The organism is Pseudoalteromonas sp. J2K-J979 (genome assembly GCF_058169715.2).
In genome coordinates, this window is record NZ_CM200281.1 from 1,046,302 (window position 1) to 1,063,371 (window position 17,070).

20 protein-coding genes are annotated in these 17,070 nt (G+C 39.8%); 18 read left to right on the forward strand and 2 right to left on the reverse strand.

All coding sequences use genetic code 11. The features are described 5' to 3' along the window. The first annotated feature begins 7 nt into the window (after positions 1-7). The 13 genes from flhF to AC3KVK_RS05010 are packed head-to-tail and all read left to right on the forward strand — an operon-like array spanning position 8 to position 11,814. Positions 8-1,414 (forward strand): flagellar biosynthesis GTPase FlhF, encoded by a 1,407-nt coding sequence (gene flhF / locus AC3KVK_RS04950; RefSeq protein ID WP_490312629.1) that lies wholly within the window; start codon positions 8-10, stop codon positions 1,412-1,414. Further along, positions 1,407-2,264 carry a MinD/ParA family ATP-binding protein gene (locus tag AC3KVK_RS04955; protein ID WP_086743852.1) on the forward strand — a complete coding sequence of 286 codons (858 nt, stop codon included), beginning with the start codon at positions 1,407-1,409 and terminating at the stop codon, positions 2,262-2,264. The genes flhF and AC3KVK_RS04955 overlap by 8 nt, the downstream gene beginning before the upstream one ends. 46 nt (positions 2,265-2,310) lie before the next feature. Next, positions 2,311-2,994, forward strand: coding sequence for an RNA polymerase sigma factor FliA (locus tag AC3KVK_RS04960; RefSeq protein WP_490312686.1), 684 nt, complete (start codon positions 2,311-2,313; stop codon positions 2,992-2,994). 45 nt (positions 2,995-3,039) lie between these two features. Next, positions 3,040-3,423, forward strand: coding sequence for a chemotaxis response regulator CheY (gene cheY / locus AC3KVK_RS04965; RefSeq protein WP_086743851.1), 384 nt, complete (start codon positions 3,040-3,042; stop codon positions 3,421-3,423). Positions 3,424-3,440: 17 nt separating this feature from the next. Continuing rightward, on the forward strand, positions 3,441-4,211 hold the full coding sequence (locus AC3KVK_RS04970) for a protein phosphatase CheZ (protein ID WP_490312628.1): 771 nt from the start codon (positions 3,441-3,443) through the stop codon (positions 4,209-4,211). 16 nt (positions 4,212-4,227) lie between these two features. Continuing rightward, positions 4,228-6,447: a chemotaxis protein CheA gene (locus tag AC3KVK_RS04975; RefSeq protein ID WP_490312627.1), complete on the forward strand. Its 2,220-nt coding sequence runs from the start codon at positions 4,228-4,230 to the stop codon at positions 6,445-6,447. A 19-nt stretch (positions 6,448-6,466) separates the two neighbouring features. Continuing rightward, on the forward strand, positions 6,467-7,591 hold the full coding sequence (locus tag AC3KVK_RS04980) for a protein-glutamate methylesterase/protein-glutamine glutaminase (RefSeq protein ID WP_490312626.1): 1,125 nt from the start codon (positions 6,467-6,469) through the stop codon (positions 7,589-7,591). Continuing rightward, positions 7,584-8,351, forward strand: coding sequence for a flagellar motor protein (locus AC3KVK_RS04985; RefSeq protein ID WP_490312625.1), 768 nt, complete (start codon positions 7,584-7,586; stop codon positions 8,349-8,351). Before AC3KVK_RS04980 ends, AC3KVK_RS04985 begins: the two co-directional genes overlap by 8 nt. Before the next feature lie 11 nt (positions 8,352-8,362). After that, the gene (locus AC3KVK_RS04990) at positions 8,363-9,337 is read left to right on the forward strand and encodes a flagellar motor protein MotB (protein WP_490312624.1); all 975 of its coding nucleotides are present in this window, start codon (positions 8,363-8,365) and stop codon (positions 9,335-9,337) included. A gap of 12 nt (positions 9,338-9,349) precedes the next feature. Next, positions 9,350-10,129 (forward strand): ParA family protein, encoded by a 780-nt coding sequence (locus AC3KVK_RS04995; protein WP_490312623.1) that lies wholly within the window; start codon positions 9,350-9,352, stop codon positions 10,127-10,129. A gap of 2 nt (positions 10,130-10,131) precedes the next feature. Further along, positions 10,132-10,863 carry a chemotaxis protein CheW gene (locus tag AC3KVK_RS05000; protein ID WP_490312622.1) on the forward strand — a complete coding sequence of 244 codons (732 nt, stop codon included), beginning with the start codon at positions 10,132-10,134 and terminating at the stop codon, positions 10,861-10,863. 28 nt (positions 10,864-10,891) lie between these two features. Then, a complete protein-coding gene (locus AC3KVK_RS05005) occupies positions 10,892-11,383 on the forward strand; it encodes a chemotaxis protein CheW (RefSeq protein ID WP_490312621.1) in 492 nt (163 codons plus the stop codon). Positions 11,384-11,415: 32 nt separating this feature from the next. Further along, positions 11,416-11,814, forward strand: coding sequence for a DUF2802 domain-containing protein (locus AC3KVK_RS05010; RefSeq protein WP_490312620.1), 399 nt, complete (start codon positions 11,416-11,418; stop codon positions 11,812-11,814). Here AC3KVK_RS05010 and AC3KVK_RS05015 read toward each other — a convergent pair. Then, positions 11,811-12,110, reverse strand: a complete 300-nt coding sequence (locus AC3KVK_RS05015; RefSeq protein WP_490312619.1) for an EscU/YscU/HrcU family type III secretion system export apparatus switch protein — start codon at positions 12,108-12,110, stop codon at positions 11,811-11,813. The two genes, AC3KVK_RS05010 and AC3KVK_RS05015, sit on opposite strands and share 4 nt — an antisense overlap. A gap of 2 nt (positions 12,111-12,112) precedes the next feature. Then, positions 12,113-14,230 carry a flagellar hook-length control protein FliK gene (gene fliK, locus AC3KVK_RS05020; RefSeq protein ID WP_490312618.1) on the reverse strand — a complete coding sequence of 706 codons (2,118 nt, stop codon included), beginning with the start codon at positions 14,228-14,230 and terminating at the stop codon, positions 12,113-12,115. 109 nt (positions 14,231-14,339) lie between these two features. Here fliK and ccmA point away from each other — a divergent pair, with 109 nt between their 5' ends. Genes ccmA through ccmE form a run of 5 tightly spaced genes read left to right on the forward strand, consistent with a single transcriptional unit; the run spans position 14,340 to position 17,068 of the window. Beyond that, a complete protein-coding gene (gene ccmA, locus AC3KVK_RS05025; RefSeq protein ID WP_490312617.1) occupies positions 14,340-14,960 on the forward strand; it encodes a cytochrome c biogenesis heme-transporting ATPase CcmA in 621 nt (206 codons plus the stop codon). Continuing rightward, complete coding sequence (gene ccmB, locus AC3KVK_RS05030; RefSeq protein ID WP_490312616.1) at positions 14,960-15,646, forward strand: heme exporter protein CcmB; 687 nt, start codon at positions 14,960-14,962, stop codon at positions 15,644-15,646. Before ccmA ends, ccmB begins: the two co-directional genes overlap by 1 nt. 2 nt (positions 15,647-15,648) lie before the next feature. Next, positions 15,649-16,389 (forward strand): heme ABC transporter permease, encoded by a 741-nt coding sequence (locus tag AC3KVK_RS05035; protein ID WP_490312615.1) that lies wholly within the window; start codon positions 15,649-15,651, stop codon positions 16,387-16,389. Then, a complete protein-coding gene (gene ccmD / locus AC3KVK_RS05040; RefSeq protein ID WP_490312614.1) occupies positions 16,389-16,592 on the forward strand; it encodes a heme exporter protein CcmD in 204 nt (67 codons plus the stop codon). Before AC3KVK_RS05035 ends, ccmD begins: the two co-directional genes overlap by 1 nt. Then, a complete protein-coding gene (ccmE, locus tag AC3KVK_RS05045; RefSeq protein ID WP_490312613.1) occupies positions 16,589-17,068 on the forward strand; it encodes a cytochrome c maturation protein CcmE in 480 nt (159 codons plus the stop codon). Before ccmD ends, ccmE begins: the two co-directional genes overlap by 4 nt. The last annotated feature ends 2 nt before the right edge of the window (positions 17,069-17,070 follow it).

Below are 17,070 nucleotides of genomic sequence, written 5' to 3' on the forward strand. Positions count from 1 at the left end.
GTAATTTATGAAAATTAAACGTTTTTTTGCTAAAGATATGCGTACCGCTCTGAATGAAGTAAAAGAAGAGTTAGGTGTGGATGCCGTTATAATGTCGAATAAGAAAATGGCCAATGGGGTTGAAATTGTCGCTGCGGTAGATCATGAGCGTGCTCCTGCAAAACGTCCTCCTGCACAAGTAAGAGCACCGATCAGTGAGAGAATGTCAGATTATGGGGTAACCAATGAACAAGTGGTTAGACCGCAAGCCATCAAGCGCTCAGCAGAGCCAGAAGCGAAAATAGCTGACAGTTTAGAGGCCCTTTTGAATCGTCAGGCTACCAAGCCACAAGCGAGTAATTTCTCAGCTATGCTCGAAGAGCAGCAAAAACCAAAAGCAGAGCATTGGTATAAAGGTCCTGAAGAAGATGATTTTTCATCTCTAGAAAAAAATCACAAACAAACGCTCGCTCAGTCTGAATCAAGTCACTCTAAAAATGATGAAGAAATTAAGGCGATGAGAGATGAGATGCTGGCTATTCGTCAATTACTTGAGCATCAAGTATCAGGGCTAATGTCGCAAGATTTAGCGAGGAGAGATCCTACAAAAGCATACATGGTTGATCGACTTAAAGGTATGGGAATTGGTGATGATTTAGCTGATCAAATGGCCTGTTTTATTCCGGATGATGTCTCTGAGAAAAAAGCTTGGCAAGCATTGCTAGAAATGGTCCAAAGCCAACTATATACGTCGAATAATGAAATTTTACGTAATGGCGGAGTGTTTGCATTAGTGGGCCCAACAGGTGTTGGGAAAACCACGACTGTTGCAAAATTAGCTGCTCTAGGAGCTCAAAAATTTGGCGCTGATAAAATAGCTCTAATTACAACAGATACTTATCGTATTGGAGCCTATGAACAATTGGCAACTTATGGCAGAATCATCGGCTGTCCGGTTAAACAAGTAAAAGATGCAAATGAATTAGCAGAAATGCTTTATCATTTACGAAATAAGAGACTAGTATTAATTGACACCGCTGGCATGAGTCAACGTGATTTACGTTTGACCGAACAGCTCAATACTTTAATGAAAAATGCGCGAGTGGACATACGTAGTTACCTTGTATTGAGTGCAACAGCACAGTTAGAGGTATTGCAAGAGACGGTTAAGCATTTTAAAAAGGTACACTTAAGTGGTTGTATATTCACAAAACTTGATGAATGCTTAAGTTTAGGAGAGATTATAAGTATTGCGATTCAAAATCGCTTACCAATAGGGTATCTTACTAATGGTCAGCGTGTGCCAGAGGACATTAGAGTGGCTAATGCAGAAAAACTAGTCAAAAAGGCTGAGCAACTGTACGCTAAACGTGCAAACGCGCAATTTAAAAGACATCCAAACTTGGAGTCTCATGCAGTAGGGATGTATGATTAATACAGTTTTAGATCAAGCAAGTGGCCTGCGAAGAATGAATCAAAATAATCAAGCTGTAAAAGTAATTGCAGTGACAGGCGGCAAAGGTGGCGTGGGTAAAACCAATGTCTCCTTAAATATGGCAATTGCAATGGGACAACAAGGCCAAAGGGTTTTGGTACTTGATGCTGACTTAGGGTTGGCAAACTGTGATGTGATGCTTGGACTCAGAGTTGAACGAAATCTCTCGCACGTATTATCGGGCGAATGTGAATTGGAAGATATTTTAGTCGAAGGTCCACACGGAATCCGTATTGTACCTGCAACATCAGGTTCTCAAAACATGGTAGAACTATCTCCAGCTGAACATGCAGGTCTCATCCGTGCTTTTGGCGAATTGAATGCTGACTATGATGTGCTGATTGTAGATACCGCAGCTGGTATTTCAGATATGGTGTTAAGTTTTTCAAGAGCAGCTCAAGATGTACTCGTAGTTGTATGTGATGAGCCGACTTCAATAACAGATGCTTATGCTCTAATTAAAATATTGAGTAGAGAGCATGGTGTCTATAAATTTAAAATAGTCGCTAATATGGTACGCAGCTTACGTGAAGGCCAAGAGTTGTTCGCAAAGCTTTCTAAAGTGACAGACCGTTTTCTAGATGTTTCTCTAGAGCTTGTCTCGACAGTTCCCTTCGATGAGAATATGCGTAAATCCATTCGTAAACAAAAAACGATTGTTGATCTCTTCCCTAAGTCACCCGCAGCAATTGCATTTAAAACGCTTGCAACAAAAGCGGCTAAATGGCCTATTCCAAATCAACCTTCAGGGCATTTGGAGTTCTTCATAGAAAAGCTTGTAAATCGCTAAGGCATCCTGTGTGAATAAAGTAATAGGGTATAGCACTGCAGATCAAATGACGAACATGATCGAAAGACATGTAACGTTAGTAAAGCGCATTGCATACCACTTACTGGCGCGATTGCCAGCGAGCGTTCAATTGGATGATTTAGTGCAATCAGGAATGATAGGCCTGATTGAAGCCGCGAAAAATTTCGATGGCTCAAAAGGTGCGAGTTTTGAAACGTATGCAGGAATCCGCATACGTGGAGCAATGTTGGATGAAATACGAAAAGGGGACTGGGTTCCACGATCGGTTCATAAAAATGCGAGAATGGTTGCGCAAGCGACTGCAGAATTGGAATCTTCATTAGGGCGAGAAGTAAAAGATATAGAAGTTGCTGAAAAACTTGATATTACGCTCAATGAATACCATGATATTCTTAATGATGTAAATAGCGGTAGGATTTTGGGGATTGAAGATCTAGGTGTTGATGAAGATGTGCTCCATAACGAAGAACATTTAAACTCTAGTGACACACCCTATGTTCATACACAAACAGAGCGGTTTAATGACTCCTTAATGGAAGCAATTAAAACTTTACCTGAACGTGATGCACTGGTTTTATCTCTTTACTACAATGATGAAATGAATTTAAAAGAAATAGGTGCAATTCTTGATGTGAGTGAATCAAGAGTTAGCCAAATACATGGCCAGGCAATGATAAAGCTAAAAGCAAAAGTCAGTGACTGGATTTGAATTAGAAGTACTGTAATTTGGGTTTAAACCTCACCGGAGGATGTTTTGGATAAAAACATGAAAATTCTTGTGGTAGATGACTTTTCAACTATGAGAAGAATCATTAAAAATCTGCTTAGGGACTTAGGATTTACTAATGTTCAAGAAGCTGATGACGGTAGCACCGCACTACCAATGTTACAAAATCAAGAGTTTGATTTTGTTGTAACTGACTGGAACATGCCTGGAATGCAAGGTATTGATTTGCTCCGAGCGATCAGAGCTGATGACAACCTTAAGCATTTACCCGTGTTAATGGTAACGGCTGAGGCTAAAAAAGAACAAATCATTGCTGCGGCTCAAGCGGGTGTTAACGGCTACATTGTTAAACCGTTTACCGCTGCGACGCTGAAGACTAAATTGGATAAAGTGTTTGAGCGTTTAGGTTAAACAAGAAGGAGAGCTTCATGTCGGCCAGCGCTATACCACAAATAACACTTGAACAAGCCAAACAGCTCGTCGAGCTTTTGGAAAATGGCGAACAAGAACAAGCGAATGAGCTGTTATTACAAATAAGCTCAGATGAACAGTCTGAGCTATTTGCAGAGGTTGGTAAATTAACTCGGCAACTTCATGACTCACTTAAAAACTTTGAGTTAGATGACAAGCTTTCTTCGTTAACACAAGAATCATTGCCGGATGCCAAGCAGCGATTAAATTATGTTATGGAAATGACAGAGCAAGCTGCAAATAAAACAATGGATGCCATTGAAGCTAGCTTGCCTCTCGCCGATAAGTTAAACGACGATATTAATAATCTTAAGCCCTCGTGGGATAGATTAATGTCACGGGACTTAAAGTTAGGTGAATTTAAGACGTTATGTCTTGAGCTTGATGACTTTATTCAAGGTACGCAAAAAGATACGCAACAACTTCATAGTTTGATGACTCAAGTATTAATGGCTCAAGATTATCAAGATCTGACAGGTCAAGTAATTCGAAGGGTTATCGAGCTGGTTCGAGAGGTAGAAGACAGTTTAATTTACATGTTAACTGTCTTTGGTTCTCCAGTTGAAACGTCAAAAGAAGTACACGAAAAAAATACGATTGTAGCCGATGTAAGTTCAACTGAACTAGATCAGGTTGCTGAAGGGCCGATTATTGATGCTGCTGAGCGTGATGATGTAGTTTCCGGTCAAGATGAAGTTGATGACTTATTATCGAGCTTAGGCTTCTAAATGGGAGAGCAGCTGCATGAGCTTTGAAGTTGATGAAGATATATTGCAGGATTTTTTGGTCGAGGCTGGTGAAATACTCGAATTATTGTCCGAGCAGTTAGTTGAATTAGAAAATAATCCTGAAGATGCAGATTTACTCAATGCTATATTTAGGGGCTTTCATACCGTTAAAGGTGGAGCTGGCTTTCTAGCAATGACAGAATTAGTTGATGCTTGTCATGGGGCTGAAAATATTTTCGATGTTCTCCGTCAAGGCAAACGCAGAGTCACTGCCGAGTTAATGGATGTCATTCTTCAAGCTCTCGACACTATTAATGAAATGTTTGCAAAGATTCAAAATAGAGAGCAACCTGATGCGGCTTCACCAGAATTACTCGATATTTTACATAAGTTAAGTAAGCCAGAGTCTGAAGATGAGGTTGGGGAGGTTGAAGAAACAGCTCCAGAAGAAGCATACTCTGAACCTGAACCTGAAAATGAATCAGAACCATCACAAGATGAGTTTGATGACATTTTTTTCGGTGAAGATCCTATAACACCAGAAGCTAGTTCACCAAGTTCAGATTCTATTGATGATATAACGGAAGATGAGTTTGAAAGCTTACTTGATGAGTTACATGGTTCTGGACAAGGGCCGGCTGCACAGCAATCCCCTGATTCAACAAGTTCTGATAATGATGATATAACAGATGATGAGTTTGAAAATTTACTTGATGAATTACATGGTTCAGGATCGTTCGGCGCTGTAAGCGCTTCAAATGAGCAACCCAAATCACCACCGAGTGTTGACACAAATGCTGCAAGTTCTGACGAAGAAATTACAGAAGATGAATTTGAATCATTACTTGATGAGCTTCATGGTTCTGGAGCTCCTAAAGCTGTCAGTAATGGCTCAAAGCAAGCTTCCGTTCAAGCTAAAGCAGAAGTGCCAGCTGCACCTAAAGCTGCACCAGCAAAACCTACACCAGTTGCTAAACCAGCAGCGCCTGTAGCAAAAGTACCAGAAAAGCCAACAGCGGCCCCTGCTAAAGCTCCGGCTCCTAAAGCTGCAGCACCTCAAGCTGAAACGACAGTTCGTGTTGACACTAAACGACTAGACCAAATTATGAATATGGTTGGTGAGCTAGTGTTAGTTCGCAATCGCTTGGTTAGTTTAGGTGCCACTGTTAGCAGTGAGAGTATGAGCAAGGCCATTTCAAACTTAGATGTCGTCACAGCCGATTTGCAAGGCGCCGTGATGAAAACTCGAATGCAACCTATTAAGAAAGTATTTGGACGTTTTCCTCGAGTCGTTCGTGATTTGGCTCGGAGTTTGAAAAAAGAAATTAATTTACTGCTCGTCGGTGAAGAAACTGATTTAGATAAAAACTTAGTTGAAGCATTAGCAGATCCTTTAGTTCATTTAGTTAGAAACTCTGTTGACCATGGGATTGAAATGCCAGATGACCGTGAGGCATCTGGAAAAGTTAGAACAGGTACCGTGACTTTGTCTGCATCTCAAGAAGGGGATCATATCTTATTAAAGATTGAAGATGACGGTGCAGGTATGGATCCTGAGAAACTTAAAAATATTGCAATTGGTAAAGGTGTGATAGACGCAGATGTTGCGGCTAGACTCTCTGATACTGAAGCTTATAACTTAATTTTTGCCCCTGGCTTTTCAACTAAAGAGGAAATATCAGACATCTCAGGGCGAGGTGTGGGTATGGATGTTGTAAAGACAAAAATAACTCAATTAAATGGTTCAATTAATATTGAATCACAAAAAGGAGTGGGAACCACATTAGAAATAAAAGTGCCCCTGACTCTGGCTATTTTACCAACATTAATGGTCATGGTTGGTAAGCAAACGTTTGCCTTGCCTTTGGCAGGTGTAAGTGAGATTTTCCATCTTGACTTAACGAAAACGAATCTTGTTGATGGTCAATTGACAATAATTGTTAGGGAAAAAGCAATTCCGCTCTTTTATTTAGAGAAATGGTTGATCAGAAATTATCAATCCAATGATCAAAAACGTTCTCAAGGGCATGTTGTAATTGTTCAATTAGGCACACAACAAGTTGGCTTTGTAGTTGACTCTTTAATTGGTCAAGAAGAAGTTGTTATTAAACCTCTTGATGCGTTGTTGCAAGGCACACCAGGAATGGCTGGCGCAACAATTACGTCGGATGGTGGGATTGCTCTGATTCTTGATGTACCGAGTATGCTTAAACATTATGCCGGTAAAACAAAATAAATAATGGTGAGAACCCTAAATGGCAGTTAAAGTTTTAGTTGTCGACGATTCTAGTTTTTTTCGTCGTAGAGTCAGTGAAATAATCAATCAAGATCCTGATATGGAAGTGATTGGTACTGCTAATAATGGAAAAGAAGCGATTGAGCAAGCTGCTGCGCTTAAACCCGATGTGATAACAATGGATATTGAGATGCCAGTGTTAGATGGTATCAGCGCAGTTAAAAAAATAATGGAGTTGAATCCAACTCCTATTTTAATGTTTTCATCATTAACTCATGCTGGAGCATCAGCAACGCTTGATGCCCTTGAAGCCGGTGCTTTGGATTTTTTGCCGAAAAAATTTGAAGATATTGCTCGAGATAAAGAAGAAGCAACGAGGTTATTACAACAAAAAGTAAAAGAAATTGGTCGACGTAGAGTGAGCCGTTTCACGCGTGCTCAGCCAGTTGTGCAGTCACCTTCGTCAGCAAGAAGTTCAACAGTTAAACAACCTGACCGAAGCTTTAGTTCGACGAAACCGTCTGAACCAAAAATCACTGAAGCTGAAGTAAGAGCTTCCGGAAAAAAATATCAATTAGTTGCAATTGGAACGTCAACTGGTGGTCCTGTCGCACTTCAAAGTATATTAACTCAGTTACCTGCAAACTTTCCTCATCCAATCTTGCTGATTCAACATATGCCAGCAGCTTTTACGCCTGCATTTGCATCTCGTCTTAATAGTTTATGTAAAATCCAAGTTAAAGAAGCTGAAAATGGTGACATACTTCGTTCTGGTGTAGCTTATCTTGCTCCTGGAGGTAAACAGATGCTGGTCGAAGGCCGAGGTAATGGACAAAAGCTCAAGGTTTTCGAAGATGATAATGCGCGAGTCACCTACAAACCAAGTGTTGATGTGACATTTGCAAGCGCGGCAAAAAGTTATGGCGATAGCGTCTTAGCAGTTGTTTTAACGGGAATGGGAGCTGATGGCCGTGAAGGTGCTCGCATGTTGAAGCAAGCAGGTTCAAAAATTTGGGCCCAAGATGAAAAGTCGTGTGTTGTTTACGGAATGCCACAAGCTGTAGCGAATGCAGGGTTAGCAGAAGCAAGTATCGCGTTAAGCGATGTTGCAGCGAGGATTACAAGAGAAGTAGGCTGTGGATAGACTGTCTATTGTCGGTGTAATTGTAGCTCTTGCTGCAATAGGGATAGGCTACAAAATCGAAGGCGGATTAGTTTCTAGCCTGATAAATTTGCCAGCTTTATTGATTGTATTGGGTGGCACATTAGGGGCTGTGATGCTTCAGTCACCTAAATCTGAGTTTTTTTGTGGTTTGCGGATGCTAAAATGGGTGTTTATTCCTCCAAAATTAAGAATTGACGAAGGGATCGCTAAAATTACCCGTTGGTCTCATAAAGCAAGGCAAGATGGTTTTTTATCTCTTGAAAAAGAAGCGCTTGATAGCGACGAGTATTTTATCAGTAAAGGATTGAACATGCTGATTGATGGAGTCGAAACGAATCAATTTCGAGAAGCTATGGAAACAGAGCTCATTTTACGAAGAGAAAGCTTGTTTAAATCTGCAAAAATTTATGAAGCGATGGGAGGGTATAGTCCTACCATTGGTATTTTGGGGGCAGTATTAGGCCTAATTCAAGCAATGACATTTATTAAGCAACCAGAGCTTTTAGGCGCCGGTATTGCAACGGCTTTTATTGCAACAATTTATGGAGTTGGCTTTGCAAATTTATTTTTTATACCTGTCGCGAATAAATTACGTTTTTTAATAGAGCAGCAAATGTTGTATCACGAATTATTGACTGAAGGAATGATTGCTATTTTATTGGGTGATAGCCCTCATAGTATTGAACTAAAATTATCAGCTTTTAAGGTCGAACGTCATTACGTTGCAGGCCGAAGCTAGGTCGCTCCTATATGAGACGATACCGAGACCTTAGAGTTTCCTCTGAAAATAACCATACTGAAAGATGGCTTGTTTCTTACGCAGACTATATGACGTTAATGTTTGCACTTTTTGTTGTTCTTTATTCGATGGCCATTACAAAAGAGAACGAATTTGAAGTGCTTTCTACTTCACTTGAACATGTATTTGTTAAATCTGCACTGAAGTCTTCTGAGCAAGGCTCAGGAGTGAAAGGTGAGGGTTTATTAATAGAAAACTCACTTGATACAGAATTTAATTTATATGGTAACGCTCTGATCAATGAAGAGAGAGGGCCTGAGCTTCTTGATGGATTTGGGGATTTAGTGAATCTTCAGAAAAAACGGCTTGGTAGCCCACTTGAATCTCTTAATCAAAATCTTCAAGCAGCCTTATTTGATCATATCGAGGCTGGAGAGGCGAAGCTAGAGCTTGATGATGATTGGCTGACTATAGAGTTAAGCTCGGGCTTGTTATTTGGTAGTGGGAGCGCAGTTTCTACCAACGAAGCTAAAAAAGTAGTGGCCGATGTATATGACATTATTAAAAGTGTAGATAATTACATCAGAATTAGGGGGTTTACCGATAATTTACCGATTAATAATGAGCTTTTTAATTCTAATTGGCAGTTATCAGTGGCAAGAGCGACACAGATGTTACTTGAATTGGAATCATTAGGCGTTAACCCTGCGCAAATGGCTGTAGAAGGTTACGGTGAATTTTCACCGTTTGCATCAAATGATACCCCTGAAGGGCGAGCAGAAAATAGAAAAGTTGTTATTGCTTTATCAAAGTACGGCTTACCGCCAGTGATAGAGTCTGAAAATTCAAGCCAAGAAAATACTCAAAAAACGGTTATAATTGAAGATGTTCATAGTAATAATGAAGTGAGAAATAACCAAATAAAAGTAATTGAGTTACCAAATGGTGGCATTCGTATTACGACCCGAGAAGAAGAAAAACAGTAGTAAGGAATAATTTTGAAAATTTGGACTGTTGCAAACCAAAAAGGGGGGGTAGGCAAAACGACTACGACAGTGTCGCTTGGCGGTATTCTTGCATCTCAGGGAAAAAAGGTCTTATTAATTGATACTGATCCTCATGCTTCTTTGACTTACTATTTTGGAATTGATTCAGAAGAATTAGAAATTAGTGTTTATGATATCTTTTCTCGTGGTAAAAACATGAAGAAAGAAGAAATTCTTCAATCATTATGCCCTTCATCGATGGATAACTTAGATATTCTCCCTGCGACAATGGCTATTGCTACATTAGACCGAAGTATGGGGAATAAAAATGGCATGGGATTACTTTTAAAAAAGGCCCTAGCTAAGTTAGATGACGAGTATGACTATGCCATTTTAGATTGCCCTCCAGTTTTGGGAGTGCTGATGGTCAACGCATTGGCTGCAAGTGAGCGAATTTTAGTGCCTGTTCAAACTGAATTTCTGGCCTTAAAAGGGTTAGATCGAATGATGCGTACGATGGAGCTTATGCAAAGCTCTCAATCAAAAAGCTATAAATATACGATTGTACCTACAATGTATGATAAAAGAACAAAGGCGTCTCTTGAGGCATATAAAAGTCTAAGAGCGAGTTATGGTGATGCAGTTTGGCCTGGCGTAATCCCGGTTGATACGAAGTTTAGAGATGCAAGTTTAGCGATGAAAGTACCAAGTTTATATTGCCCAAAGGCACGTGGTGTCTATGCTTATGAAGCGTTGTTAAAATACCTATTAAAACTAAAGGATAGTGATTAATCATGAGCAAACAGTTATTTGCGAATGAAAAAATAATGAAGCAGTATTTAACTGCTTTATTAAATGAGGACGATCCTAATTTAAACTCCGTTAATTTAGACCCTGTCGCTAAACTCTTACAGCAAGTACCGTTGATAACAGAAAAAGAAGAATCTGAAGAAAAAAAATTAGAAACTATCGAAGTTTTATCTTCAGTAAATCAAGCTATTGACGATACAAAAAAATTAGAAACGCAATTAAATAATGAATCGGCTATCCCACCTGTCAGAACTTATCAGGATGATTATAGAAATGGTGAGTTTCAAGCATTATTTTTTAATGTAGCTGGTTTGACATTAGCCGTGCCATTAAAGTCATTAGGTGGTATTCATCAGCTAGGTGAAATTAATAGTATCTTTGGTAAACCTGATTGGTTTAAAGGGGTGATGCTCCACCGCGAAGAAAAATTAAGCGTTATTGATACTGCTAAGTGGGTAATGCCAGAAAAATATGACAAAACCTTAAAAGAAGCACTAAACTATCAATATCTTATTATGTTAGGTGATAGTCATTGGGGCTTGTTAGCTGAAAATTTGGTCAATAATATTACGTTGAAAAATGATGATGTAAAATGGCGTGAACATTCAGGAAAGCGCCCCTGGCTGGCTGGCTTGATTAAAGAAAAAATGTGCGCTTTAGTTGATGTTACATCGCTAATTGAATTACTTGAAAAAGGTTTAGATAGCCAAGATTAACTCTCGGTTTTGCTATAGGAGCATACAAATGAGTCAAGAACGAATTTTATCATCCAATGCTGTTGATAATGACGAGGTATTGCAATGGGTTACCTTTCATTTAGAAGATGAGACCTATGGTATTAATGTAATGCAAGTTCAAGAAGTGTTACGTTATACCGAAATTGCCCCCGTACCTGGAGCACCTGCGTATGTTTTAGGGATAATAAACTTACGTGGTAATGTTGTTACCGTTATCGATACGCGCGCACGATTCGGGTTGGTAGGTAATGATGTTACTGACAATTCAAGAATTGTAATCATTGAAGCTGATAAGCAAGTCATAGGTATCTTGGTTGATAGTGTAGCTGAAGTTGTTTATTTACGAAGTTCAGAAATTGACAGCACGCCAAATATTGGCACAGAAGAAAGTGCTAAATTCATCCAAGGAGTCTCAAATCGAGATGGTGAGTTATTGATTCTTGTTGATTTAAATAAACTTTTAAATGACGAAGAGTGGGACGAACTGAGTAACTTTTAGTTACTAACTATTGCCGAGCAGCACGTTATATTATGATATTTGAAGTACTTATATTGCTTAATTTAGCAATAGTGTTTTTTGCAATAGGGTTTATGTTACGTACTCGTACATTACAAAAAGGGCGGGATGAGAGTAAACAAAAAGAAATAGAGGCATTATCTCAACAAAATGCCATTCTTCGCAGTGAAATTGAAGAAGTACGTGGTGGCCTATTAAGCATTGGGAAAAGGATGCTTCAATTAGAAACGACAACAAACGAGTTGCTTCAAAATCAGCAAGAATTAAAATTTGTTGATCCAGACTCTAAAATGTACTCCCGAGCGGTCAAAATGGTTGAGCTTGGAGCTGATCTTGACGAAATTATTAAAGAGTGTGAATTACCTCGCGCTGAAGCTGAGCTTCTATTATCACTTCATCAACAAAAAAGTTAAGCTTTGATGTTGAGCTTATTGTTAAGGCCTTTCCAGCCTGGAGGGAATTTCCCTTGGATTACGTAGGACAAGGCAATAAGCTCAGCTATTACAATATAGAGCTCTTTAGGGATCTCTTCCCCTAGCTCTAAATGCTGTAGCGTTTTAGTTAGATTTTCGTCTTGATGAATTAAGATATCTTTTTCTTTAGCTAGCGCGATAATCTCTTTTGCTAAATCACCAAATCCTTTAACTGAGACACTTGGAGCTGAGCGCCCATCGTAGAGTAATCCAATTGCTGAGTATGGTTCATTCATGTTTACACCTTAATATTAATAATACTATGCTGATCAAAAAATGATGAGCTTGATTCTTTCGCATGTTTGAGTGTTATTTGTTCGATATGTAAGCCGTGTTCATTTAATCGCTGCTTTAAGCTATGAATGTGCGGCTCGGTCTTTGTTGTTAATTGTTCTGATGATGCAACAAGATCAAAACTAACAGATTTACCCATAATTTGAGCATGTGTTTGCAACTTCCCTAGTTCACCTAAATCAAAATTGAGCCTAACAAACCATATTTTCTTACTCGCGCCGTCTACTTTATTTTTTTTCTCATAATGGCCAATTTTAACCTCTGTCTGTTGTGCTTCAGCTGCTAATTTCATCGGAAGTAGAAACTGGAAAATGGAGGGAAGATCAGGTTGTGTTGTGTTTTGTAGCTGGTTGCTTTGTAAGGCTGACTGAATCTGCCCAATATCTTGTAAAACAGGGTTGGCTGAATGCTGTGATAAGAGGGAATTCAGGTCAAATTTATTCTTAGGAAAAAAAAGCTGCAGTATCCCTTCAAGCTTATTATTGATAGTTAGCTGCTGGTTATGATGCTGAGCAAGATCTAGAGTTAGAAGTTCTACAGATAATAGATTAATGGCATTAGCAAACGCAGATGGTGCAATTGCAGTTGGAAGCTTTGTAGGTTGTATTATTTGTGTTACTTCTGTTTGAACCTTATTAGGTGAAAGCGTTTCGGCAGAAATTAGTTGAGAAAAAGCGCGATGTATCAGTTTATTTAACTCTTTTGCTTCGGGAATGCCTTGCTCCGATAAACGATTAATCACTTTACCGAGTTGGTTTAAATCTAACTTATCGTGAGGTTTGTCTGTTAAAGAGAGTGAATTTGTATGACTGGTTTTTTGTGAGGTTCCTGTATTAAATATACGATTGGAGGCTTGGGTGTCGATTTTTAGCGGCAAGTTACCATTGTTGGCTTTGTCTGAAGTGAGTGTTTGCGTTTTTTGTACCTGGTTATCAGTAGCTTGGAATAGCGTTTTCCCCTCCATTTTTTGGCTTAAATCGGATCCTGCAGTACTTGTGTTTGCAGATAGATTTTGCTGAATGAAGGTTGTTTCTAGTTTGAGCTGCTGCGCTGGTTGAGCTGTGGGCCCCGAAGGGGCTGCAGGTTGAACAGCACGACTAATTTTATGCCATAGGGTTGTAAGAGTTGCGGTGCCAGAACTTGAAGGTTGATTTGGAGTAGTTAAAACAGCTGATTGTTTAGGATTATTTTGTTGTTCATTGAATAACTGTGAGTTTTGGATAGCGTTATCCATAGAGTTAGCATTTGCTTTTGTGCAAAGCGATATCTGAAGTGATATAGGGGCTTTCTCAACAGAGAGATGTAACTCATTTTTGTTTTTTGAAAGATGATTGATTGCATGCCATTCAGGTTCAATTTTGCTCGCTCTCGTTATCGGCAATGAAATATGCTTGTTAGCCACTTTTAGCTCAAGGTTTTGTGCGGTCGGGATCCGTATCTCTCCCTCCGATAGTCCTTTACTCAACAACCCCAATAACTTCTCTGCCGAAAAAGCTTGAGAGTGAATAATCCTTGAGTGGGGAGGCGCGCTAATATTGGCCATGACTTGACCATTTTTGAAATTCATAGTCGCGACTAAGTTGTCTGTTTTGGCGAGCAAACCTGCGATTGAACTATTGGTCGGTAACGCAGCTTTTAATGTCGGAAAAAACAGCTTGTTGAGTGATGGGTTGACTGTTACAGGCAGCAAGACTGAGTTAGATCCTAACTGAGTATTTGATGCAGGAGTAAAGAGTTTAAGTAAACTTAATAATTCATTTGGCTGCAGTTTAATTGCAACAGAAAGGTGTTCTTTGAGTGTTATTAATTGTTGAGAGTTAAAAGTGAGTGTACCTGATTGGACTAGAAATTTATTTTGTTTTTGTTCAGTACTTAAAGGTAACGAAACCTGCTGCCAGGCGCCGTTTATCTGGATTTCAGCTTTCAGTACTTGGCCATCACTTTGAGCATTTTTGATTGGATAGCTTTGATTGATGACCAATTTTTGTGCTAAGTGAGCCTGTTCAGCTGAAAGTTTAAGCTGTTGCGTGTTTGTTAGGGAAATTTCACTAATATTTTGCATTTATGTTTTAAATCAATATTTAAGCATTTCTAAGATAAAGCTAACTTACGCTTTGCAATATCATTATGATAGACTACTGGCCTCTTTGGGGTATAGAGAAAGTTACTTTTTGTTAAATGTCGAATCAATAACTTGCATCAAACAAGAGCGTTGTTTGTTTGAAAATCTTTCTTTTGAGTTAAATTCAGGAGAAATCATGCAATTAGAAGGTCCTAACGGGGCTGGTAAAACATCATTATTGCGTATTGTGGCTGGTTTCTCTCGACCAGAGCAAGGTCGTCGCTTATGGTTTGGTGAAGATATCGCAAAAGATGAAGATGACTTTTTAGGACAGCTGTTATTCATTGGTCATAAAACGGGTGTTAATACACAGCTTACAGCCATTGAAAATATCCAATTTTGGCAGCAAACACATGGCTATACCCAGTCAATTGATTATTATCATTTATTAGCGCAGCTCGGGCTTGTGGGCCTTGAAGATGTCCCGGTGCGGATGTTATCCGCTGGTCAACAACGCCGAGTCGCTCTTGCTAGATTGTGGGTGTCCGATGCTAAACTTTGGATGCTTGATGAACCCTTTACCGCAGTTGATAAAAAAGGGGTGACATTGTTACAGCAGCAATTTCTCATGCAGTTAGCAAGAGGGGGTAGTATTTTACTCACTAGCCATCAAGATTTGACTGAGCAATTTGAGAATTTGAAAACGTTGACTTTGGAGTATCGATTCTGATGCTTCGTGAATATTCTTACCGCAGCCTATTCTGCGCTGTCTACACCAAAGACATCCGTTTAGCGTTTCGTCAGCGTTCAGAAATCATTAATCCTTTGTTGTTTTTTACCATTGTTATCAGTCTGTTTCCGCTCGGTGTCGGGCCTGAACCTGCATTGCTATCTCGCATGGCCCCCGGAATTATTTGGGTTGCAGCTTTATTAGCAACTATGTTGAGTTTAGATAAATTATTTCGTGATGATTATAATGATGGTTCACTGGAGCAGTTAATGGTGAGCCAGTATCCAATGCCTCTCGTTGTTCTTGCCAAAGTTTCAGCTCATTGGACGACAACAGGGTTGCCTTTAGTGCTTTTTTCTCCTCTGTTTGCCTTGTTATTAAATTTAGAAAGTGAAGCCTGGCAAGCGACAATTATAACATTATTGATTGGCACACCATTATTGAGTTTAATCGGTGCGATTGGCGCAGGGTTAACTGTTGGTTTGCAAAAAGGGGGGATTTTGTTAAGTTTATTAGTCTTGCCTCTGTATATACCCGTTTTAATATTTGCTACCTCTGCGATTGATACCGGTTCGATGTCTCTTGCGTATCATGGTCAGTTAGCAATTTTAGGTGCGATGTTAGCGTCAGCAATGATACTCGCACCTATTGCCGTTTCATCAGCATTGAAAGTGAGTGTAAGTTAATTATGTGGAAGTGGTTACATCCGTATGCGAAAGCTGAAACAGCTTATCGCTTGTGCAATTTGTTTTTGCCTTACTTTGCCGTAATTACGGCGGTATTGTTGGTTGTTGGTTGGGTGTGGGGATTAGCTTTTGCTCCTGCAGATTATCAACAAAAAGACAGCTACCGAATTATTTTTATACATGTACCTTCAGCAATTTTGTCTATGGGGGCGTACTCGTCAATGGCTATTGCTGCATTCATCGCGTTAGTTTGGCAAATTCGTAATGCAGAGCTTGCAGTTATCGCTATAGCACCTGTTGGTGCCGTCGTTACTGCTATCGCGTTAATTACCGGAGCCGCTTGGGGAAAGCCCATGTGGGGAGCATGGTGGGTTTGGGATGCGCGGCTGACCTCTGAATTAATTTTATTATTCCTTTATCTAGGCGTGATTTCTCTTTATCACGCTTTTGAAGATAAAGCCTCGGCAGGACGAGCTGCGAGCATTCTTGCAATCGTTGGTGTGGTTAATTTACCGATAATCCACTTTTCAGTGGAGTGGTGGAATACCCTGCATCAAGGTGCGACCATCACTAAATTTGACTCCTCGGCCATCGACAAGTCTATGTTCTGGCCTCTGATGGTTAATATTGCTGCATTTGCTGCTTTGGTCGGAACCGTCACTCTAATTCGATTAAAAAATGAAATCTTGTTGCGCGAAAAACACCGCCCCTGGGTGAAAGCGCTAGTTAATGGAGATCACTAATGCAGTTTAGTTCTTTTTCAGAGTTTATTGCGATGGGCGGTTATGGCTTTTTTGTTTGGCTGTCTTATGGAAGTTGCTTTTTACTTTTAGCAGGGATTGTGGTGGCGAGTGTTCGTGGGCATAGACAAACACTGAATAACATAAAAAATCAGCTAGCGCGTGAGCAGCGTATTAAACGTGCTCAGCAGGAGGAAAAAGCATGAACCCTCGGAGAAAAAAGCGGTTGATGGCCATTATCGCGATTATTTTTGGTATTGGGACATCTGTTGCATTAGTGCTTTTTGCCCTTCAAGAAAACATTAATTTATTTTATACCCCGAGTGAATTAATTGAAGGTAAGGGCCCAGACAAACAAAAGCCTTATGTTGGGCAAAAGCTCAGAATTGGCGGAATGGTTGTACCTGGAAGTGTTGTTCGTGATGAAGACTCATTGTTTGTGGAATTTAAGCTTATCGACACAGGCCCGTTAGTTACGGTTCGCTACCAGGGAATTTTGCCAGATTTATTCCGTGAGGGGCAAGGGATCGTTGCACAAGGACACTTAACCGCACCAGACACCATTGAAGCGTTTGAAGTGCTAGCAAAGCATGATGAAGAATACATGCCTGCTGAGGTCGCAGAAGCAGTTAAAGGCATTAAGCATGAAAAGCCTGTTTACAACATACCAAAGGGGTATTAGTT